This is a genomic window from Hyunsoonleella sp. 2307UL5-6 (genome assembly GCF_047345485.1).
Taxonomy (GTDB): Bacteria; Bacteroidota; Bacteroidia; order Flavobacteriales; family Flavobacteriaceae; genus Jejuia.
Genome location: NZ_JBLFEN010000002.1, coordinates 8,698 through 31,203 on the forward strand (window position 1 = coordinate 8,698; position 22,506 = coordinate 31,203).

At 33.6% G+C, this 22,506-nt stretch carries 18 protein-coding genes and 5 tRNA genes; all 23 read right to left on the reverse strand.

What is annotated here, in order from left to right:
* Nucleotides 1–177: 177 nt before the first annotated feature.
* The gene (locus ACKGJY_RS03495) at nucleotides 178–501 is read right to left on the reverse strand and encodes a DUF3467 domain-containing protein (protein ID WP_413972470.1); all 324 of its coding nucleotides are present in this window, start codon (nucleotides 499–501) and stop codon (nucleotides 178–180) included.
* 158 nt (nucleotides 502–659) lie between these two features.
* Complete coding sequence (gene rpoC, locus ACKGJY_RS03500; RefSeq protein WP_413972471.1) at nucleotides 660–4,961, reverse strand: DNA-directed RNA polymerase subunit beta'; 4,302 nt, start codon at nucleotides 4,959–4,961, stop codon at nucleotides 660–662.
* A gap of 32 nt (nucleotides 4,962–4,993) precedes the next feature.
* Nucleotides 4,994–8,806 (reverse strand): DNA-directed RNA polymerase subunit beta, encoded by a 3,813-nt coding sequence (gene rpoB, locus ACKGJY_RS03505; protein WP_413972472.1) that lies wholly within the window; start codon nucleotides 8,804–8,806, stop codon nucleotides 4,994–4,996.
* A 194-nt stretch (nucleotides 8,807–9,000) separates the two neighbouring features.
* Nucleotides 9,001–9,378 (reverse strand): 50S ribosomal protein L7/L12, encoded by a 378-nt coding sequence (gene rplL, locus ACKGJY_RS03510; RefSeq protein ID WP_413972473.1) that lies wholly within the window; start codon nucleotides 9,376–9,378, stop codon nucleotides 9,001–9,003.
* A gap of 64 nt (nucleotides 9,379–9,442) precedes the next feature.
* Nucleotides 9,443–9,964, reverse strand: coding sequence for a 50S ribosomal protein L10 (gene rplJ, locus ACKGJY_RS03515; protein ID WP_413972474.1), 522 nt, complete (start codon nucleotides 9,962–9,964; stop codon nucleotides 9,443–9,445).
* A gap of 20 nt (nucleotides 9,965–9,984) precedes the next feature.
* Nucleotides 9,985–10,674, reverse strand: a complete 690-nt coding sequence (rplA, locus tag ACKGJY_RS03520) for a 50S ribosomal protein L1 (RefSeq protein WP_413972475.1) — start codon at nucleotides 10,672–10,674, stop codon at nucleotides 9,985–9,987.
* 20 nt (nucleotides 10,675–10,694) lie between these two features.
* A complete protein-coding gene (gene rplK, locus ACKGJY_RS03525) occupies nucleotides 10,695–11,132 on the reverse strand; it encodes a 50S ribosomal protein L11 (RefSeq protein ID WP_413972476.1) in 438 nt (145 codons plus the stop codon).
* Nucleotides 11,133–11,199: 67 nt separating this feature from the next.
* Nucleotides 11,200–11,754 (reverse strand): transcription termination/antitermination protein NusG, encoded by a 555-nt coding sequence (gene nusG, locus ACKGJY_RS03530; protein WP_413972477.1) that lies wholly within the window; start codon nucleotides 11,752–11,754, stop codon nucleotides 11,200–11,202.
* A gap of 8 nt (nucleotides 11,755–11,762) precedes the next feature.
* Nucleotides 11,763–12,071 (reverse strand): preprotein translocase subunit SecE, encoded by a 309-nt coding sequence (gene secE / locus ACKGJY_RS03535; RefSeq protein ID WP_413972478.1) that lies wholly within the window; start codon nucleotides 12,069–12,071, stop codon nucleotides 11,763–11,765.
* A 68-nt stretch (nucleotides 12,072–12,139) separates the two neighbouring features.
* Nucleotides 12,140–12,212 (reverse strand) — tRNA-Trp (locus tag ACKGJY_RS03540).
* Between the two features lie 71 nt (nucleotides 12,213–12,283).
* Nucleotides 12,284–13,471 (reverse strand): elongation factor Tu, encoded by a 1,188-nt coding sequence (tuf, locus tag ACKGJY_RS03545; RefSeq protein WP_413972479.1) that lies wholly within the window; start codon nucleotides 13,469–13,471, stop codon nucleotides 12,284–12,286.
* Between the two features lie 61 nt (nucleotides 13,472–13,532).
* Nucleotides 13,533–13,604, reverse strand: a tRNA-Thr gene (locus ACKGJY_RS03550).
* Nucleotides 13,605–13,667: 63 nt separating this feature from the next.
* A tRNA-Gly gene (locus ACKGJY_RS03555) sits at nucleotides 13,668–13,740 on the reverse strand.
* A 149-nt stretch (nucleotides 13,741–13,889) separates the two neighbouring features.
* Nucleotides 13,890–13,972 (reverse strand) — tRNA-Tyr (locus ACKGJY_RS03560).
* Nucleotides 13,973–14,041: 69 nt separating this feature from the next.
* A tRNA-Thr gene (locus tag ACKGJY_RS03565) sits at nucleotides 14,042–14,115 on the reverse strand.
* 100 nt (nucleotides 14,116–14,215) lie between these two features.
* Complete coding sequence (gene hpf, locus ACKGJY_RS03570) at nucleotides 14,216–14,518, reverse strand: ribosome hibernation-promoting factor, HPF/YfiA family (protein WP_413972480.1); 303 nt, start codon at nucleotides 14,516–14,518, stop codon at nucleotides 14,216–14,218.
* A 193-nt stretch (nucleotides 14,519–14,711) separates the two neighbouring features.
* Nucleotides 14,712–15,602, reverse strand: coding sequence for a tyrosine-type recombinase/integrase (locus tag ACKGJY_RS03575; protein ID WP_413972481.1), 891 nt, complete (start codon nucleotides 15,600–15,602; stop codon nucleotides 14,712–14,714).
* Nucleotides 15,603–16,085: 483 nt separating this feature from the next.
* Nucleotides 16,086–17,252: an acyl-CoA dehydrogenase family protein gene (locus ACKGJY_RS03580; RefSeq protein ID WP_413972482.1), complete on the reverse strand. Its 1,167-nt coding sequence runs from the start codon at nucleotides 17,250–17,252 to the stop codon at nucleotides 16,086–16,088.
* Nucleotides 17,253–17,322: 70 nt separating this feature from the next.
* A complete protein-coding gene (locus ACKGJY_RS03585; RefSeq protein ID WP_413972483.1) occupies nucleotides 17,323–18,201 on the reverse strand; it encodes a ComEA family DNA-binding protein in 879 nt (292 codons plus the stop codon).
* Between the two features lie 6 nt (nucleotides 18,202–18,207).
* The gene (locus ACKGJY_RS03590; protein WP_413972484.1) at nucleotides 18,208–19,809 is read right to left on the reverse strand and encodes an alanine/glycine:cation symporter family protein; all 1,602 of its coding nucleotides are present in this window, start codon (nucleotides 19,807–19,809) and stop codon (nucleotides 18,208–18,210) included.
* Between the two features lie 98 nt (nucleotides 19,810–19,907).
* Nucleotides 19,908–20,942 carry a potassium channel family protein gene (locus ACKGJY_RS03595; RefSeq protein ID WP_413972485.1) on the reverse strand — a complete coding sequence of 345 codons (1,035 nt, stop codon included), beginning with the start codon at nucleotides 20,940–20,942 and terminating at the stop codon, nucleotides 19,908–19,910.
* Nucleotides 20,943–20,948: 6 nt separating this feature from the next.
* Entirely contained in the window at nucleotides 20,949–21,176 is a 228-nt protein-coding gene (locus ACKGJY_RS03600; RefSeq protein WP_413972486.1) for a PspC domain-containing protein, read from the reverse strand.
* Between the two features lie 37 nt (nucleotides 21,177–21,213).
* Nucleotides 21,214–22,485, reverse strand: a complete 1,272-nt coding sequence (locus tag ACKGJY_RS03605) for a DUF2851 family protein (RefSeq protein WP_413972487.1) — start codon at nucleotides 22,483–22,485, stop codon at nucleotides 21,214–21,216.
* Nucleotides 22,486–22,506: the final 21 nt, after the last annotated feature.

The following is a 22,506-nucleotide window of genomic DNA, read 5'->3' on the forward strand; positions in this document are numbered from 1 at the left end:
ATGGCATCGGTGGTTGTTCGAAAAAAACATTTCGAACACCTAAGAATAAGTAATATTAATAAGATAAATTTAAATTAGGCTTGACCTGTTGGTCCAAAATTCAATGGCATCGGTGGTTGTTCGAAAAAAACATTTCGAACACCTAAGAATAAGTAATATTAATAAGATAAATTTAAATTAGGCTTGACCTGTTGGTCCAAAATTCAATGGCATCGGTGGTTGTTCGTAATCTTTAATTTCACCATGGGCATTTTCAAACCTAGACACATTATCACCTAACGCTTTTAATAGTCTCTTAGCATGTTGCGGTGTTAGTATAATTCTTGATTTTACTTTATTCTTAGGAACACCAGGCATAATATTTACAAAGTCTACTACAAATTCTGATACAGAATGATTAATAATTGCCAAGTTTGAATAAGTGCCCTCAGCTACTTTCTCATCTAACTCTATATTAATTTGCCCTTGTCCTTGTTTTTGTTTGTCTTTTTCGTCTGCCATAATCTCATTATTTTAATAAAAAAGCCTTCAGTTTTATTGTCTGAAGGCTTTTGTTTTTAATATTATTTTTCAAAAAGATGAAGATCCCGAAACAAGTTCGGAAAAAAATCAACCATCAGAATTCGCTGCGCCTTCGGCTTACGAAATCTGGGTTTTTTTTAGTTAAAATTCATTTCTTGTTTTACCTGCATCATTTCATCAAATTCTTCTTTAGAACCTACAATAATATCAGTATAATTTCTCATACCTGTACCTGCTGGAATTCTATGACCAACAATTACATTTTCTTTAAGTCCTTCTAAAGTATCTACTTTTCCTGCAACCGCTGCTTCGTTCAACACTTTTGTTGTTTCTTGGAACGATGCTGCAGATATAAATGATTTAGTTTGAAGCGAAGCTCTGGTAATACCTTGTAATATAGGTGTTGCCGTAGCTGGTTTTGCATCTCTTGCTTCAACAAGTTTTTTATCTTCTCTACGTAAAATAGAATTTTCATCTCTTAATTCTCGAGGTGAAATAATTTGACCTGCTTTTAAATTTGTAGACTCGCCAGCATCTTCAATAACTTTCATACCGAAAATCTCATCATTTTCAATAATAAAATCATCTTTATGTGCCAATTGATCTTCTAAGAAGATAGTGTCACCAGAATCTATAATTCTAACTTTACGCATCATCTGTCTTACTACAACCTCAAAGTGCTTATCATTAATTTTCACACCTTGTAAACGATATACTTCCTGAACTTCGTTTACCAAATATTGCTGAACCGCTGAAGGCCCTTTAATATTTAAAATATCATTTGGTGTAATAGAACCATCAGATAATGGCATACCTGCTTTTACATAATCATTTTCTTGTACAAGAATTTGATTAGATAGTTTCACTAAGTACTTTTTAATATCGCCTAATTTAGATTCTACAATAATCTCACGATTACCTCTCTTAATTTTACCAAAAGATACCACACCATCAATTGCACTTACAACCGCTGGGTTTGATGGGTTACGCGCTTCAAATAATTCTGTTACACGAGGAAGACCACCAGTAATATCACCTGCTTTTGCAGATTTACGAGGTATCTTAACTAAAATTTTACCAACTTTAATATCCTCACCATCGTCAATCATTAAGTGGGCACCTACTGGCAAGTTGTATGAACGAATAGTTTCTCCTTTTCCATCTTCAATATGAAGTGTTGGTATTAACTTTTTGTTCCTAGATTCTGAAATTACTTTTTCTTGGAATCCTGTTTGTTCATCTATCTCTACTTGGTAGGTAACACCTTGCTCAATGTTTTCATACTTCACTTTACCAGCAAATTCTGAAATAATTACACCATTATATGGATCCCATTGACAAACTACATCACCTTTCTTAAGTTCTTGACCATTTTTAACAAAAATGGTAGAACCATAAGGGATATTATTTGTACTTAAAGTAATACCTGTTTTCTTATCAACAAGTTTTACTTCTGATGTTCTTGATATTACGATATCTGCAATATTGCCTTCAGAATCTTCACCTTTTACAGTTTTTAAATCCTCAATTTCTGCAATACCATCAAACTTAACCGCAAGTTTATTATCTTCTGAAATGTTACCTGCAATACCACCAACGTGGAACGTACGTAGGGTTAACTGAGTACCAGGTTCTCCAATAGATTGGGCTGCTACAACACCTACGGCTTCACCTCTTTGTACCATTTTACCGGTAGCTAAATTACGTCCGTAACATTTTGCACATATACCTTTAGTAGCTTCACAACTTAATGGTGAACGTACTTCTAAGGTCTCTATTGGCGACTCTTCTATCGATTTTGCGATAGGGTCATCAATTAACTGTCCTGCTGCTACTAGCAACTCATCAGTTAAAGGATTGTATGTATCATTTAATGCTACACGACCAACAATTCTTTCTTCTAAAGTTTCTACAACTTCATCGTTTTTCTTTAATGGTGCAACTTCAACACCTCTTAAAGTACCACAATCAACACTATTAACAATAACATCTTGAGATACATCAACCAAACGACGTGTTAAGTATCCTGCATCTGCAGTTTTAAGAGCGGTATCTGCAAGACCTTTACGTGCACCGTGCGTAGAAATAAAGTATTCTAAAATTGAAAGCCCTTCTTTAAAGTTTGAAAGAATTGGATTTTCAATAATCTCACCACCACCTGCATTAGATTTTTTAGGTTTTGCCATTAAGCCACGCATACCAGTAAGCTGACGAATCTGTTCTTTAGATCCACGAGCTCCAGAATCAAGCATCATAAACACTGAGTTGAATCCTTGTTGGTCTTCTCTAATACGCTTCATAGACAATTCTGTCAATTCAGCATTTGTAGATGTCCATATATCAATTACTTGATTATAACGTTCGTTATTAGTGATAAGTCCCATGTTATAGTTTCCGGTAATACCATCAACTAAACCATTGGCTTTATCAATCATACCCTGCTTTTCTGGTGGGATGATAATATCACCTAAACTAAATGATAATCCACCTTGAAATGCAAATTTGAAACCTAAAGTTCTAATAGCATCTAAGAATTCTGCTGTTTCAGGAACAGAAGTAACCTTAAGAATACCATGTATAATATCTCTTAAAGATTTTTTAGTTAAAACTTGATTGATATATCCTGCTGCTTGAGGCACGTTTTGGTTAAAAAGTACACGCCCAACAGTAGTTTCAACAATCATTCTGTCTAACTTACCATCTTCGTTAATATCAATAGTTCTTACTTTAATACCAGCATTTAAATCTACTCTTTTCTCATTAAAAGCAATTTCTACCTCTTCTGGAGAGTAGAATGTTAAACCTTCACCCTTAATTGGTAATTCTGGTGTAGATTTACGCTCTTTGGTCATATAATATAACCCAAGTACCATATCCTGAGAAGGTACGGTAACTGGAGATCCATTAGCTGGATTTAAGATATTATGAGATGCTAACATTAACATCTGACACTCTAAAATAGCTTCAGGCCCTAATGGTAAATGCACTGCCATTTGGTCACCATCAAAATCCGCATTAAATGCTGTACACACTAGTGGGTGTAACTGGATTGCTTTACCTTCAATTAATTTTGGTTGGAACGCTTGTATACCCAAACGGTGTAAAGTAGGCGCACGGTTTAGTAATACTGGATGTCCTTTAAGTACATTTTCCAAGATATCCCAAACTACTGGCTCTCTTTTATCTATAATTTTCTTTGCAGATTTTACAGTTTTTACAATCCCTCTTTCAATTAGTTTTCTAATTACGAAAGGCTTGTATAGTTCTGCTGCCATATTTTTTGGCAATCCACATTCAAATAATTTTAATTCTGGACCAACAACAATTACAGAACGTGCAGAATAATCAACACGCTTACCTAGTAAGTTTTGACGGAAACGCCCTTGCTTACCTTTAAGTGAATCTGATAATGATTTTAACGGTCTGTTAGAATCTGTTTTTACTGCTGATGATTTACGTGTGTTATCAAATAATGAATCAACAGATTCTTGTAACATACGTTTTTCATTACGTAAAATAACTTCTGGTGCTTTTATTTCAACCAATCTTTTCAAACGGTTATTACGAATAATTACACGACGGTATAAATCATTTAAATCTGATGTTGCAAAACGACCACCATCTAACGGCACTAATGGGCGTAATTCTGGTGGAATAATTGGCACAACCTTCATAATCATCCATTCTGGACGATTCTCTCTGTTGTTATTTGATTCTTTTAAAGCTTCAACAACTTGTAAACGCTTTAAAGCTTCTGTTTTTCGTTGCTTAGACGTTTCAGTATTTGCTTTATGGCGTAATTCATAAGATAATCCTTCTAAATCGATACGCGCTAATAAATCAATTAAACACTCAGCTCCCATTTTAGCGATAAACTTATTAGGATCTGAATCTTCTAAATACTGATTTTCTTGTGGTAAAGCTTCAGCTATATTTAAGTACTCTTCTTCGGTAAGGAAATCCATTTTTTGTAATGGTTCTCCTTCTTCATTTTTAGCCTCACCTGGTTGAATTACAACATAACGTTCGTAGTAAATAATCATATCTAATTTCTTAGATGGTAAGCCTAATAAATAACCAATTTTGTTTGGTAAAGAACGGAAATACCATATATGAGCCACAGGAACAACTAAATTAATATGCCCTACGCGATCACGACGTACTTTCTTTTCTGTTACCTCTACACCACAACGGTCACATACAATACCTTTGTAACGTATTCTTTTATATTTACCACAAGCACACTCATAATCCTTTACAGGACCAAAAATACGCTCACAAAACAAACCATCACGTTCTGGTTTGTGTGTTCGATAATTGATAGTTTCTGGTTTTAAAACTTCACCTCTAGACTCTGCTAAAATAGACTCTGGTGATGCTAAACCAATTGAGATTTTATTAAATCTCTTAACTGTATTTTTATCTTGTTTTCTTGCCATAATATATGGTTGAAATGAATTTAATTAATTAACTACTCCTCTAATCTGATGTCTAAACCTAAACCTTTTAATTCATGCATTAATACATTAAAAGATTCTGGTAAACCTGGATCTGGCATTGGCTCCCCTTTAACAATACTTTCGTAAGTTTTGGCTCTACCAATTACATCATCAGATTTTACAGTTAAGATTTCACGTAAGGTACTTGATGCTCCGTAAGCCTCAAGTGCCCAAACTTCCATCTCACCAAAACGCTGGCCACCAAATTGTGCTTTACCACCAAGCGGTTGTTGCGTAATTAATGAGTAAGGTCCAATAGAACGTGCGTGCATTTTATCATCCACCATGTGTCCTAGTTTAAGCATGTAAATCACACCAACAGTTGCTGGTTGATCGAAACGCTCTCCTGTTCCACCATCATATAAATAGGTATGCCCGTATCTTGGGATTCCAGCTTCATCTGTAAATCCGTTGATTTGATCTATAGTAGCACCGTCAAAAATTGGTGTCGCATATTTACGATCTAATTTTTGACCTGCCCATCCTAATACAGTTTCATATATCTGCCCAATATTCATACGTGATGGTACACCTAATGGGTTTAATACAATATCAACAGGCGTTCCATCTTCTAAGAATGGCATATCCTCTTGACGTACAATACGTGCTACAATACCTTTGTTACCGTGGCGTCCTGCCATTTTATCACCAACCTTAAGTTTACGTTTTTTAGCAATATAAACTTTAGCTAGTTTTATAATACCTGCTGGTAATTCATCACCAACGGAAATAGTAAATTTCTCACGACGTAGCGCCCCTTGTAAATCGTTCTCTTTAATCTTGTAATTGTGGATTAATTCTGAAACTAATTTATTAGTATGATCGTCAGTCGTCCATTTTCCTGATACTAAATGTGCATAATCATCAACAGCATTTAACATCTTTAATGTGAATTTTTTACCTTTTGGCAGTACTTCTTCACCTAAATCATTAAAGATACCTTGAGCAGTTTTTCCATTTACAATAGAAAATAGCTTTTCGACTAATACGTCTTGTAACTCGTCAAATTTTCTATCATACTGAGCTTCTAGAGCTAAAATATCATCTTTATCTTGTGCTCTCTTACGCTTATCTTTTACTGCTCTAGCAAATAATTTCTTATCAATTACAACACCATTTAATGAAGGCGACGCTTTTAAAGAAGCATCCTTAACATCTCCTGCTTTATCTCCAAATATAGCGCGTAGTAATTTTTCTTCCGGTGTTGGATCAGATTCACCTTTTGGTGTAATCTTACCAATTAAAATATCACCAGGTTTTACTTCAGCACCAACACGAATCATTCCGTATTCATCTAAGTCTTTTGTTGCTTCTTCAGAAACATTTGGAATATCATTAGTTAATTCTTCATTACCTAATTTTGTATCTCTTACATCAAGAGAATACTCATCAATATGAATAGAGGTAAAGATATCTTCGCGAACCACTTTTTCAGAAATCACAATTGCATCCTCAAAGTTATACCCTTTCCAAGGCATAAAGGCTACTTTCATATTTCTACCAAGTGCTAGCTCACCTTTTTGAGTGGCATACCCTTCACATAATACTTCACCTTTAGATACTTTATCTCCTTTTACAACAATTGGTTTTAGGTTGATAGAAGTACCTTGATTCGTTTTTCTAAATTTTACTAATGGGTATGTTTTGATATCACTATCAAAACTTACTTTAGCTTCATCATCAGTACGGTCGTATCTAATTTTAATTTCATTAGCATCAACATATAATACTTCACCTGAGCCTTCGGCATTGATTAATACTCTAGAATCTGAAGCTACTTGACGCTCTAAACCTGTTCCAACTATTGGTGCATCTACTCTTAATAATGGTACTGCTTGACGCATCATGTTAGATCCCATTAATGCACGGTTTGCATCATCATGTTCTAAGAATGGAATTAATGATGCCGAAATAGATGAAATTTGATTTGGTGCAACATCCGTATAATGTAATTCATTTGGATCAATTACAGGGAAGTCACCTTCCATACGTGCAATAACCTTATCATGTAAAATTTTACCGCTATCATCAACTTGAACGGTTGCTTGAGCAATTAATTTTTCTTCTTCTTCTTCTGCACTTAAATATGTAGGTGCATTTTTAATATCTACGACACCTGATTCTACCTTTCTGTATGGCGTTTCAATGAATCCCATAGAATTTACTTTCGCAAATACTGAAAGAGATGAAATTAAACCAATATTTGGTCCTTCAGGTGTTTCTATAGGACATAAACGTCCATAGTGTGTATAGTGTACATCACGCACCTCAAAACCTGCGCGTTCTCTTGATAAACCTCCAGGTCCTAAAGCTGATAAACGACGTTTGTGTGTAATCTCCGCCAATGGATTGGTTTGATCCATAAATTGAGATAACTGGTTAGTACCAAAGAAAGAATTAATTACAGAAGATAAGGTCTTCGCATTAATTAAATCTATGGGTGTAAATACCTCGTTGTCACGTACATTCATACGCTCACGAATGGTACGTGCCATACGTGCTAAACCAACACCAAACTGAGAAGATAATTGCTCACCTACTGTACGAACACGACGGTTTGATAAGTGATCAATATCATCAATCTCTGCTTTAGAGTTAATAAGCTCAATTAAATATTTTATAATGGTAATTATATCTTCTTTGGTAAGCACTTGCTTATCCATGCCGATATCTAAACCTAATTTTTTATTCATTCTATAACGACCTACTTCTCCTAAAGAATAACGTTGGTCTGAAAAGAATAACTTGTCTATAATACCACGTGCAGTTTCCTCATCTGGCGGTTCTGCATTACGTAATTGTCTATAAATATGCTCAACAGCTTCTTTTTCAGAGTTTGTTGGATCTTTTTGAAGCGTATTATGAATAATGGCATAATCACCTTGCTCATTACTTTCTTTATGTAATAAAATGGTTTTTACACCAGCTTCAAGAATTTCTTCAATATTTTCTTTATCTAAAACTGTATCACGATCAAGCACAATCTCATTACGCTCAATAGATACAACTTCGCCTGTATCTTCATCAACAAAATCTTCATGCCATGTATTTAGAACACGTGCAGCCAATTTACGTCCTAAGTATTTTTTCAATCCTGTTTTTGATACTTTAGCTTCTTCAGCTAAATCAAAAATTTCTAAAATGTCTTTATCACGCTCAAAACCGATAGCACGAAATAACGTAGTAACAGGTAATTTTTTCTTTCTATCAATGTAAGCATACATTACCTGATTAATATCTGTAGCAAACTCAATCCAAGATCCTTTGAAAGGAATTACCCTTGCTGAATATAATTTTGTGCCATTAGCATGGAAAGACTGACCAAAGAAAACCCCTGGTGAACGGTGTAATTGAGACACCACAACACGTTCTGCACCGTTGATAACAAAAGTACCACTTGGGGTCATGTAAGGTATCGTTCCTAAGTATACATCTTGAACTATGGTTTCAAAATCTTCATGTTCAGGATCTGTACAGTATAACTTTAACCTTGCTTTTAGCGGAACGCTATACGTTAATCCTCTTTCGATACACTCTTCAATAGCATATCTTGGTGGATCAACAAAGTAATCTAAAAATTCTAATACGAATTGATTACGAGAATCTGTAATTGGAAAGTTTTCCATGAAGGTATTGTATAATCCTTCATCACCTCTTTCTTCAGATTTTGTTTCTAATTGGAAAAAATCCTGGAAGGATTTAATCTGAATATCCAAGAAATCTGGATATTCTGTTCTATTTACAATAGAGGAGAAATTTAATCTTTCAGCTTGTGTTGACAACATCAATGGACGGAATTTTGATTAAAAAATATTTTGATAGCGCTTTTAAACACTAGAGAAACAGCCAATTATTAAACCTACTAAACAGGCTGTTTTTTCAATTTATTTGAGTATATCGTTATATACGCAAAATGGTCTAGGCGATATCCCGCATTCGCGGGATAAACCTAAACCTTTGTATTGTTGAGTAATTAAGCTTACTTAAGCTCAACCTCAGCTCCAGCCTCTTCTAATTGACCTTTAAGAGCTTCAGCTTCGTCTTTAGCAACACCTTCTTTAATTGCTGAAGGTGCATCATCTACAAGACCTTTAGCTTCTTTTAAACCTAAACCAGTTAATTCCTTAACTAACTTTACAACTGCTAATTTAGAACCACCAGCGGCTTTAAGAATTACATCAAATTCAGTTTGCTCTTCTGCAGCGTCTCCACCAGCAGCACCACCACCAGCAGCAACAGCAACAGCTGCAGCAGCAGGCTCAATACCATACTCATCTTTTAATATAGTAGCTAACTCATTAACTTCTTTTACAGTTAAGTTAACTAATTGTTCTGCGAAATCTTTTAAATCTGCCATTTTTCTATCGTTTTAATAATTTTTTAATAATAATATAATTGTAATAAAGTGCGTACTTATTTATTTATCCTTCTTTCTCGGATAATGTTTTAATGATACCTGCTAGAGTTCCACCACCTGATTTAAGTGCAGAAATAACATTTTTAGCAGGAGATTGAAGTAATGTTACAATCTCTCCTATCAATTCTTCTTTAGATTTGATATCTACCAACATATCTAACTGGTCATCACCAATGTAAACAGCTTCTTCAATAAAAGCACCTTTTAATAGAGGCTTTTCTGATTTTTTTCTAAAAGCTTTAATTACTTTAGCTGGTGCATTACCAGTTTCAGAATACATTACTGAGGTGTTACCTTTTAAAACCGAAGGAAGATCTCCAAATTCTCTATCTGAAGCATCCATTGCTTTTTCAAGTAATGTGTTCTTAACAACAGCCATACTTATGTTTGCTTTAAAACAAGCACGACGTAAGTCTGAAGTAGTTCCTGCATTCAATCCTGAAATATCGGTTAAATAGATATTTGCATTATCAGCTAATTGTGCAGTTAAGTCTTGAATTACTTGCGATTTTTCTTCTCTTGTCATAATTTAAAGTTCTAACTTAATTAACCAATTTTAGGATCAATAGCTAAACTTGGACTCATTGTAGAAGACATAAAAATGCTTTTTACATAAACCCCTTTAGCTGTTGTCGGTTTTAGTTTCATTAATGTTGTTAATAATTCATTTGCGTTACCCGCAATTTTATCAGCACTAAATGATGCTTTACCAATAGCAGCATGAACAATACCTGTTTTATCAACTTTAAAGTCAATTTTACCAGCTTTTACTTCACTTACAGCTTTTGCAACATCCATAGTTACAGTACCAGTTTTTGGGTTAGGCATTAAACCGCGAGGACCTAATACTCGACCTAACGGCCCTAATTTACCCATTACACTTGGCATAGTAACTATAACATCTACGTCTGTCCAGCCTCCTTTAATTTTATCAAGGTATTCATCTAAACCAACATAGTCTGCTCCAGCTTCTTTAGCTTCGGCTTCTTTATCAGGTGTTACTAATGCTAATACTTTCATATCTTTACCAGTACCATGAGGAAGAGACACTACACCTCTTACCATTTGATTTGCTTTTCTTGGATCTACTCCTAAGCGCACTGCTAAATCTACAGATGCATCAAATTTTGTATTGGTAATTTCTTTAATTAATGCAGATGCTTCATCAACAGAATACAGTTTACCTTTTTCTATTTTCGCTAAAGCCTCTTTTTGCTTTTTTGTTAATCTTGCCATTTTCTAATGTCTTTAATAGATTAAGAAGGGAATTTCCCAGTTACAGTTATTCCCATTGATCTTGCAGTACCTGCAACCATTTTCATAGCAGACTGAACAGTAAATGCATTTAAATCTACCATTTTGTCTTCTGCGATGGTTTTAACTTGATCCCAAGACACTTTAGCTACTTTTTTTCGGTTTGGTTCTCCAGAACCCTTTTTCACCTTGGCCGCTTCTAATAATTGTACTGCAGCTGGAGGCGTCTTGATTACGAAATCGAAAGACTTGTCCTTGTAAACAGAAATAACAACTGGCAATACTTTACCAGCTTTATCTTGAGTTCTAGCATTAAATTGCTTACAGAACTCCATAATGTTTACTCCAGCAGCACCTAGAGCGGGTCCAACCGGTGGCGATGGATTCGCTGCACCTCCCCTAACTTGTAGCTTAACTACTTTACCTAACTCTTTTGCCATTTTTTAAAATTTAAATTTGATAAGATTAGTTTGGAAGCACTAAACTTATCTGGATATGTAACAATTATTAAATTTTTTCTACTTGCATATAGCTTAATTCTAATGGTGTTTTTCTTCCGAAAATCTTTACCATTACCTCTAGCTTACGCTTTTCTTCATTTATATTTTCAATAGTACCATCAAACCCGTTGAATGGACCATCTATTACTTTTACAGTTTCTCCTCTTGTAAATGGAATAGCGACATGTATATTTTCATCTACAGCTAATTCATCAACTTTACCTAACATTCTATTTACCTCAGACTGTCTTAGCGGTACAGGATCTCCTCCTTTTGTTTCTCCTAAAAAACCAATAACATTTGTTATACCCTTTATAATGTGAGGTACTTCTCCAGTTAAATTAGCTTGTACCATTATATATCCAGGGAAAAATACTTTCTCTTTCTGAATTTTTTTTCCATTACGTATTTGAATCACTTTTTCTGTAGGAACTAATACTTGATCGACGTAATCCTGCAAACCTAATCGAGCTATCTCATTCTCAATATAAGTTTTAATTTTATTTTCTTGACCACTTACAGCTCTAACAACGTACCACTTTTTTTCGCTTACTTCAGACATAAAATCTATTATTTATTCTTGCTTAAAAAAGAAGAAAGTCCATAAAAAATACCACCAGTTAATAAAACAAACCAAACTATACGTAATACACCAAAGAAACCAGTTTTAAGATATTCTGAATACGTTGAGGCTTTAAATAAATCACCTGTAATTAATTCAGAAAAATAAATATCTAAACCCCATATTACTAAAGAGAATATAATAGAAAACACTGCTACTATAACTGTTAAACGCTGTGCTTCTGCCCACGTAGGCCACGTCACATTATTCTTTAGTTCTTCAAAAGATTCTTTTATGTATGTTATAATTCCAGCCATAAGATTTATTTTTCTAGGACTTATTATCCTATTTAAATTCATGAGTAGTTTAATACTCTTAATTCTTGCACGGGTTGAGAGGCTCGAACTCCCGACAACTGGTTTTGGAGACCAGTGCTCTACCAACTGAGCTAAACCCGTAAATATAAGTCAAAAGGCATTACGCCTATGGCGTAATACCTTGAGTCCTTTTTTATATATTAAACTAGTGTTTAGTCTAAAATTTCAGTTACCTGACCTGCACCTACAGTTCTACCACCTTCGCGTATAGCGAAACGTAGACCAATATTCATTGCAATTGGTTGAATTAACTCAACAGTAATTGTTAAGTTATCTCCAGGCATTACCATTTCAACACCATCAGGAAGCGCAATGTTTCCTGTTACGTCAGTTGTACGAACGTAAAACTGCGGACGGTAGTTATTATGGAATGGAGTATGACGTCCACCTTCTTCTTTTTTAAGGATATAAACCTCAGCTTTAAATTTAGCATGTGGTGTTACTGAACCTGGTTTAGTAATAACCATACCTCTTGAGATTTGAGCTTTCTCAATACCTCTTAGTAATATACCAGCGTTATCTCCAGCTTCACCTCTATCTAATATTTGACGAAACATTTCAATACCAGTAATAGTAGAAGTTAATTTCTCAGCTCCCATACCGATAATCTCAACAGGATCTCCTGTATTTGCTACACCAGTTTCTATTCTACCAGTTGCAACAGTACCACGACCAGTAATAGAAAACACATCTTCAATAGGCATTAAAAAAGGCTTATCCATATCACGAACAGGCTCTTCAATCCACTCATCACAAGCAGTCATTAATTCCATAACAGTATCAACCCACTTTTGCTCACCGTTAAGTGCACCTAAAGCAGAACCTGAAATTACAGGACCATTATCACCATCATATTCGTAGAAGTTTAATAAATCTCTAACTTCCATATCAACTAATTCTAAAAGCTCTTCGTCATCCACCATATCAACTTTGTTTAAGAAAACAACGATACGAGGAATTCCTACCTGACGACCTAATAAAATATGCTCACGTGTTTGTGGCATTGGCCCATCAGTTGCAGCAACAACTAAGATAGCTCCATCCATCTGAGCAGCACCAGTTACCATGTTCTTAACGTAATCCGCGTGACCTGGACAATCAACGTGTGCATAGTGACGATTTGCTGTTTGATATTCTACGTGAGATGTATTAATTGTAATACCTCTTTCTTTTTCTTCTGGAGCGTTATCGATTTGATCGAAATCTTTTGCTTCTGATAAACCTGCATCAGCTAATACTTTAGTAATAGCAGCAGTTAAAGTTGTTTTACCGTGATCTACGTGTCCAATAGTACCAATGTTTAAGTGTGGTTTTGAACGATCGAAAGTTGCCTTTGCCATGTTTTTAAATAATTTAAATCTTAGTTATATAATAATATTAGTGTACTCTATTTTATTTTTGAGCCAACGACGGGATTTGAACCCGTGGCCTCTTCCTTACCAAGGAAACGCTCTACCCCTGAGCTACGTCGGCTTTTGTTGTTTACGTTAACTATAATATAGTCTTACGAAAGCTACATACCTCAAGGGTATTTTGAGCGGGAGACCAGGTTCGAACTGGCGACATTCAGCTTGGAAGGCTGACGCTCTACCAACTGAGCTACTCCCGCAATTTTGCAAACTGTAATGTTTGCTTGGTTTTAATTAGGATATCTCGCTGTGCGTGATTATCCTGGACTAGATATCCAATCCAAATAATTTTAAAAAACAGTTTTAAAAAATAAATTTTTAACAGCTACTATTTTATTTAAAATTATTGTGGGGAGAGCAGGATTCGAACCTGCGAAGGTGAAAACCAACAGATTTACAGTCTGTCCTCGTTGGCCGCTTGAGTATCTCCCCAATTACTATTTTCAATATTTTAAAGAACTTTTCTTTTTAAAATTCACGCTTTAAAAAGAACTGCTTAAGAGCCGATGGAGGGACTCGAACCCACGACCTGCTGATTACAAATCAGCTGCTCTAGCCAGCTGAGCTACATCGGCGTTTTTACGCTTTTAACACATAAAAAAAGCCCGTTATTTCTAACGGACTGCAAATGTATATATATTTTTAGTTATTCAAAACATTTTTTTAAAAAAATTATCAAGAATATGCTCTTAATTTTTCTTTTCGCTTTTTTAACTGTCTTTGTAACGATGCAACTGCATTATCTGCACCCTCCTCAAAGGTTTTGCATTGTTTTTTTACTATTAGGCTATCTCCTGGAACACTTACTCTAGCTTCAAAAATTTTATTTTCTTTATCACTAGTGTTTTCTACTTTCAAATACACGTCAGATTTTATAACCTTATCATAATACATTTCTAATTTATCCATTCGCTTTTGAATGAAATCAATTAATTTTCTATCTGCATTAAAATTAATAGATTGTGTGTTTACTTTCATTTGGTTTGATTTAATAATAGTAACATAGTTATACCTTTTTAAATTTATGCCCAAAATGACACAATTTTAGATTAGTGTATTTAATTCTATCACTATTTTGGTTAGACAACAAGATTCCCGACGTCTCGAGAATAACAACTTTTACTAAAACCGCAACGCTATATATCGTGGTTTATTTTTAAATTTAAAGACTTTATTTTTTACTTCTGGGATGCGCCTTTAAATGCACTTTTTTAAGCTCAGTTATACTATTATGAGTATATACTTGAGTTGCTGCTAAACTTGTATGACCAAGAAGCTCTTTAACAGCGTTTAGGTCTGCTCCCTGATTTAATAAATGTGTAGCAAAAGAGTGCCTTAATATGTGTGGACTCTTTTTTACTTTCGCAGAAGCCTGACTAAAATAATCATTTATAATTCTGTAAACAAGTGTTTCGTATATTTTAACGCCTTTTTTGGTTAATAGAAGATGACCTGAATCCGTTATTATTGTTAAATTATTTCGCGCTTCTAAATATTTTTTCAAAGTTTCTTTTACTGAATTTAATAACGGCACAATACGCTCTTTATTTCTTTTTCCAAGTACTTTTACAGTTTTTGCGAAAATATCAATACTTGATGTTTTTAACTCCACAAGTTCAATACGCCGTATACCTGTAGAATAAAATAACTCTATAATAAGTTTGTTTCTTAAGCCTTCAAAGGAATTATCAAAATTAAGATCATCTAAAACTGTTTTTATTTCCTGTTCTGAAAATGGTATCTGAACTTTTTTACTCGTTTTTAATGCCCTATGTTTTGATAATGGATTTTGACTGATATCTCCAACTTTTAGTAAAAACTTGTAATATGTATTTAAAGATGATATTTTTCTATTTATAGTTCTATTGGTTAATCCAGTTTCTACCAAACTTACAATCCATGTTCGTATTTGTGGGTAGTTTACATTTGTAATAGATTTTGATTTGTAATGATTAGTTATAAAATTTTGAAAAGACTCTATATCTGATTGGTATGCTTTTACAGTAAGCTTAGAATAATTTTTTTCTAGAAGAAGATAGTCTGTAAAGGCTTTAAAGGTCATTTAAATGCTTATATTGTTATCTATACAATCTCTATGCCACCGGAAAGACTCGAACTAACGTAAAGCTGTAATTTATATTTATAGTACAAAACGCTTTGTATTATATAAATATACAACCTTTTATTAAATATTATAACAAAGAAAAATCCTACAATGTGCAGGATTTTATTATTTTGAAAAAGAACTCAGCATACAAACTCACGTTATGTATTACAGCGACAACCTTTTTTATTAATTTAAAACACCTTCCATTAAGCACATATTGTTAAAAGATTGTGGTTTAATACTTAATAGGAATTCTAAAAACAAAAAATATGACGTAGTATTTACACTTATGAATTCTTTAATTAAAAATAAGAATGCATGAACAAAAGTCCAACCTACTTTTTATAACCTACCAGCAATACTCAACTTTAAACCGCTCTTCATGTTAGTGCAATTTTAATAAAAAATCAAACACACGAAATGTGACTCTAAAATAGTTTATGTTGAAGGTTTGTATTCCTTTTTATCAATAATAATTTTTGCTAAGATTTCCTTAAGTATCTCCGATGTTCCACCTCCTATTGGTCCTAACCTACTATCTCTTAATAAACGTGCCATTGGGTATTCTTCCATATAACCATAACCACCTAAAAATTGTAAGCATTGGTAAATGACCTCATCAGCCATTTTAGTGGATTTCAATTTAGAAATTGTGGCTTCTTTTACAACATATTCGCCTTTATCTAGTGCATTAGCTACAGCATAGTTGTAGGCTTTATTTATCTCTAAATCGGCATGTAGTTCTGATAAGGTATGGCGCAACGCTTGAAATTTATCAATAGTTCTACCAAAAGCTGTACGCTCGCTCATGTATTGCATAGCATATTCTAAGGCATATTCTGCACGAGCATGGGCGTTTATTCCCATTATTAATCGCTCTGAAGCAAAATGTTGCATAATGTAAGCAAACCCCTTATTTTCTTCTCCCATTAAATTGCTAGCTGGTATAGTTACATTATCAAATGCTATTTCGCCAGTATCTGAAGCCCTCCAACCTAACTTATCTAGTTTGGTTGCAGATACGCCAGGGGTATCTCTATCTACTAAAAGTATGCTTATCCCTTTATTACCTAATTCTGGATGTGTTTTTGCGGCTATAATTAAATAATCGCTATAAACGCCATTAGTAATAAATGTTTTTGAGCCATTTATAACGTAAGTATCTCCTTTTTTTACCGCAGTGGTTCTCATACCTGCAACATCACTACCGCCAAAGGGTTCTGTAATACAGAGGCATCCTATTTTTTCACCTGTTATACTAGGCGCAAGGTAATTTTGTTTTATTGTTTCATCGCCTTCAGCATTTAAATGCGTCATGGCTAAATATACATGCGCCCAAACGGCTGCTGCAAATCCACCAGAATTAACCTTTTGAAGTTCTTCTAATAGAATTACGGTATAAAACAAGTCTAAATTCAATCCGCCATATGCTTCTGGATAATTGATTCCGAAGAACCCCATTTCACCAAATTTTAACCAAACAGATTTATCTATTTTTCCTGATTTTTCCCAATCATCAATATGTGGAACTACTTCTTTTTTAAGAAAATCTTGTAAACTTTTTCTAAAGAGATTATGCTCTTCAGTGAAGTACATACGTGTCATACATTAATTTTTAAATAAACATTAAAATCCTGTTTGGTTTGTAAAGAATAGGAAAATTTAATGTAATCATTTATTGAATGTGCAAAGATAATTGAATTATCTCTAATTTGTTTGTGGGGAAGTCTTTTACTTTTGATAATTCATCTAAATTTTTAAAACTTTCATGCAGATTACGATATTCTATGATGTTGTATGCTATTTCATAGTCAATATGATGAATAGACACCAAATCATCAACTGTTGCCATATTTATATTTAGCGTTTTAATTGCTCTAGGTGTTTTAACCGTAAAATCCTCTTTAATTTTTAAGATAACTTCTGGGGATAAGCCATAAACATCTTGCAACTGCACATCGGCAATAAAGCCACCTTTAAATTTATCTCGGTATTTTACAATACGTTCTGATAATTTTTTACCAATACCGTTAACACCTTGTAATTGACGTGCTGTAGCTGTATTTAAATCTTTTTTCTGAATGTACGTTTTTGGTGAAGTACGGTATGTTTTAGTGTAAGATGATTTTGGCTTGGGGTTTGTAACCCAATCAGGAAATTTAAAATATGGTGAGATTTGTGCTAAAAGACTATCTGAAACACCTGTAACATCCTGAAATTGTTTAGAAGAATTAATCCATTTATTCTTTTTTCTGAAGGCTAACAACTTATCAATCTCTGTAGTAGTCATTCCTAAAGTAGATCCTTTATAGTCGGTAATATAATTTGGATTAAATGGATAGACTCCAGGTTTACTTTGCGCTATTTTAAGCGCTTTTAATGAGTCTATTTCTTTTTCGTATTGCGCTAATCTCTCTTGATTTACTAATACATCTTCCGAAGAAAAATCAACAAAAAAATAAATACATTGCAATACAACAATGATAAATAACAATAAAAAAATCCCATTTCGTTGTTCTTTAGTGAATAGAAAATGGGATTTAAAATTACGCATAATAATTTATGCTTTAAGACTTTTTATAGCCTCCATATATTTTTTAAGTTCTTGCTTAACTTTAGGCGCGAGTAATATAAGGCCAACCATATTGGGCACCATCATAGCAAATACCATAGCATCGGAAAAACCGATAACTGAGCCTAAACTAGCTGCTGCACCAACAATTACAAAAATACAAAAGATGACTTTATAAGTATATTCGGTTTTTTTAGATCTTCCGAATAAATACGTCCATCCTTGGAAGCCGTAATACGACCATGAAATCATAGAGCTAAATGCAAATAACACTACTGCAACTGTTAACACATAAGGAAACCATGAGATTGAAGACTCAAATGCACTAGAGGTAAGTAAAATGGCTTGCGCATCATTTGCTGGTGGATTTAACGGATCTACAAATCCTGTGATAATTAATACCACTGCCGTCATAGTACACACTACTACCGTATCAATAAATGGTTCCAGAAGCGCTACCATGCCTTCACTAGCAGCATATTTTGTTTTTACTGCTGAGTGCGCAATAGATGCCGAACCTATACCAGCTTCATTAGAAAATGCTGCACGCCTAAACCCTTGTATTAAAACACCAACTGCTCCACCTGCGATACCTTCTGGACTAAATGCACCATTCCAAATTGCAGCAAAAGCAGTACCAATTAAACTAAAGTTAGACAGTATTACATATAGCGCAGCAGCTACATAAATAGCTACCATAAATGGTACAATTTTATCGGTTACTTTAGCTATTTTTTTAATACCACCAATAATAACGATGCCTACTAAAATTGCCATAACCAAACCAAAAGCCCACCCATAGCCATGTAAAAAGGATTGTTCTCCTCCTGTTATATTTTCTACTAATTGAAATGCTTGATTTACTTGAAACATGTTACCACCACCAAAAGAACCTCCTATCACAAAAATTGCAAATAATACCGCCAACACTTTACCTAAACCACCCATACCTTTAGACTTTAGCCCTTTGGTTAAGTAATACATTGGTCCGCCATACACTGTACCATCTTCTGCAATATCTCTATATTTTACACCAAGTGTACATTCTACAAATTTAGAAGCCATACCAAGAAATCCAGCAATTATCATCCAAAACGTTGCACCTGCACCACCAATTGATACTGCTATTGCTACACCTGCAATATTACCTAAACCTACTGTTGCTGATAAAGCAGCGGTTAATGCTTGAAAGTGTGACACTTCTCCATCATGCCCTTCAACTCTTATAGTATCTGGGTTATCTTCGTCGTCTACAAATGATGTTTTTCCCTTTTCAACTTTATGATTTTCTCTTCCTTCTAAATCATCATACTTACCACGTACAATGTTTATAGAGGTTAAGAAACCACTAAAATTTATAAAATTAAAATATATGGTAAAATATATAGCACCAATAATTAAAGGAAACAACACCCAATAAACACTTACTGTATCGGTAAAAGGTATTTGATAAAACACAGCATCTACAAACCATCCTGTGGCATTTCCAAATTTTTCATCTATAATTTGGTCAATGCCTTTTTCTGCTTCTTGAGCAAAAGTTGCTATAGGTAATGTTAGTGTAAAAATTGAAAGAAGATATTTCTTCATAGTTAAAAAGTGTTAGTGTTTTATTGAAAAATGTGCATAAGAAGACAGCAAGATGCTAAAAAAAAATCATTTTTTAAAACATATTATGCTAAATGTGATTATTCTTCTAATTCAATATCATATTCTGAATTCAGCACCTCTATTTGCTCGGGCCTGCCCAATACTATAATTTTAGAATTTGGTGCTAAATGTAATTCGGCTTCAGGGTTAACGGTATACTCTCCGTTTTCGTCTTTATAACCTATAACTGTACAGCCTGTTTTTTTACGTAAATCTAAATCTTTTATGGTGCGTGTAGCTTTACTATTAGTATTAAACAGTTTTTCAACTGCAACCTCTTCTATATTAATATTAGCATTACCTACAATAGCCAAATTATCAATAAACTCCATTAAACCTGGCACTACTACTAAGGATGCCATATGATCTCCACCAATTTTATCGGGCAAAATCACATTATTTGCTCCAGCAAACTTTAATTTTTTATAAGACGATTCTTGAGATGCTCTACTTATTATGTTTATACTACTATTTAATTGCCTTGTTGAAAGAACAACAAATAAGTTATCCGCATCACTAGGAAGTGCGGTTATAAAGTTTGAAGCTCTATCTACACCTGCTAAAAGTAGGGTTTCATCTTCATTTGCATTACCTATTACATAAGGTACATCGTCATACTGCAAGCGCTCTTCAACCTCTTTATCTTTTTCAATTACAACGTACGATTTGTTATGCGCTTCTAACTTTCTCGCAGCTTGTTTACCATTTCTACCATAGCCACAAATGACAACATGATCCTTAAAACCATCTATTTTCTTTTGCATCTTTTTATATTTTAATCCTTCAAAATCATTTTTACTTAATATATATTCTGTAATTATAGACAAGGCATAACCTACAATAATAACACTTGCTAAAATTAAGAATATAGTAAATATTTTAGATTCATTATCCAACGGAGTAACCTCACCAAAGCCAACAGTTGTCATTGTTATTACTGTCATGTATAAGGCATCAACCCATGAGTATTCTGATATAAATCGGTAACCAAACACACCGATTAACAAAATAAAAACTAGTAGTATAAGTGCTGTGTATATTCTAGATCTAAAAAGTCTTACTATAGGATTCATAGGCTATTATAAATCGAAAACCGAAGAGCGTTTAGTATAAATAAGATCTTTAATACGCATCCAGAACGCCAAAAACATATACAGTGCAAAACCAAAACCTACCGTTACAAAAGTGATGTACATAAACGAGGTCCGTACTATCTTTGCGCGAATACCAAATCTATCAGCAATACGTTGACATACATGATATCCGTGTTTTTGTAAATACAGTAAAATCCTGTAAAAAATATTCATAAGTGCAAGTTAATCTTTAGTTTATTCTTTTAAAAGTTTAGTTTGCTAAAAGTTTGTTACCAATAGCACATTTTAAACATTTATTTTTATTACAATATTCATTTTTAAGCTGAAGTAGTGCCTGAGATTGTAGTGCTTGCGTTGACACTTTTTTAAGCGCATTAAATTTATCTATAATATTATTTTTTTCTGAAGGCAATTGTTCAATAATATTTAAAATATCAGCATCAATAGATTTACCCTGAAACTTGGCATAGCTAAATTTTACAGGTATAATAGTATTAATTATTAATAAATTTATAAATGCTTTTGAAATTGATTTTTTAAAGGTTTTAGTTGTTTTTGAAAACGTGTAGTGCGACATCCAAAATTCTGAAGTTGCTACTAAAAACAAATGATAAATATCTTCTATTAATGGTGCAGCAATTACTTTTGAAAATAAATTTTGATGATTATGATATACATTAGCCAATTGCGATAACCTGATGGTTGGGAAATTATTAGGGCGTAATCTAAAAAACGATGGCGATACCACAAGAGAATTATCTAAACTAAATTTTTGTTTTAAAAACTGATATTCATTTTGAAGCGTCACATAATAGGGATCTTCAACTGTTGCTTCTAATAGCCTTGATTGCCCAAATAACAATGCTTCAATAGTATTTAGTTTTGACTGAGATTTTCTTAAAATTGTAAAATCGAATGAATTTGCTACACTCAAAAAAGCATCTCCATTAACTTTTAGTCCAAAACTTTTAGCAAGCATTTTAAATAATACGGCTTCCCAATTGTTTTTTGAGGTTTCTAAAAGCGTAAAAACATCTTTAGATTTTCGTTCTAAACGCTCAAAATACAAACGCTCTAACCAATGCGATATGGTAAAATCATCAACACCAGCGAAATCGGTTTCGCAATTAATCCAATTTTGATTCGCATTAAAAAGCTTATTATAATTTGCTAAAGCTTCTGACGGTATGTATGCTTTTAATTCTAAAGTTGGGATTACAGAATTATCTTGCCTAAACACCTCAGTATTATGCTCCCAAACCACATGCAGAATTACGTTATCATAAGCCTTATCTTGTTCATGATTGTGTAAAAACCAATCTGATGATTTTATATGTATCTCAACATTACCCGCCCAAAGTTGCTCGCCAATACTAAGTTTTGCATTAAAAAAATCTGGGCCAGCATTAAAATTATGCGTACCAACTGTGTTAATTTTAATAACTTCTTGATTTACCGTTTTTAAATCGGTTTGATGAAACATTTTATGTTTCCAGATATAATGTAGAAAGTCTTCTTGCACCAGCCTAAAATATAAAAAGTT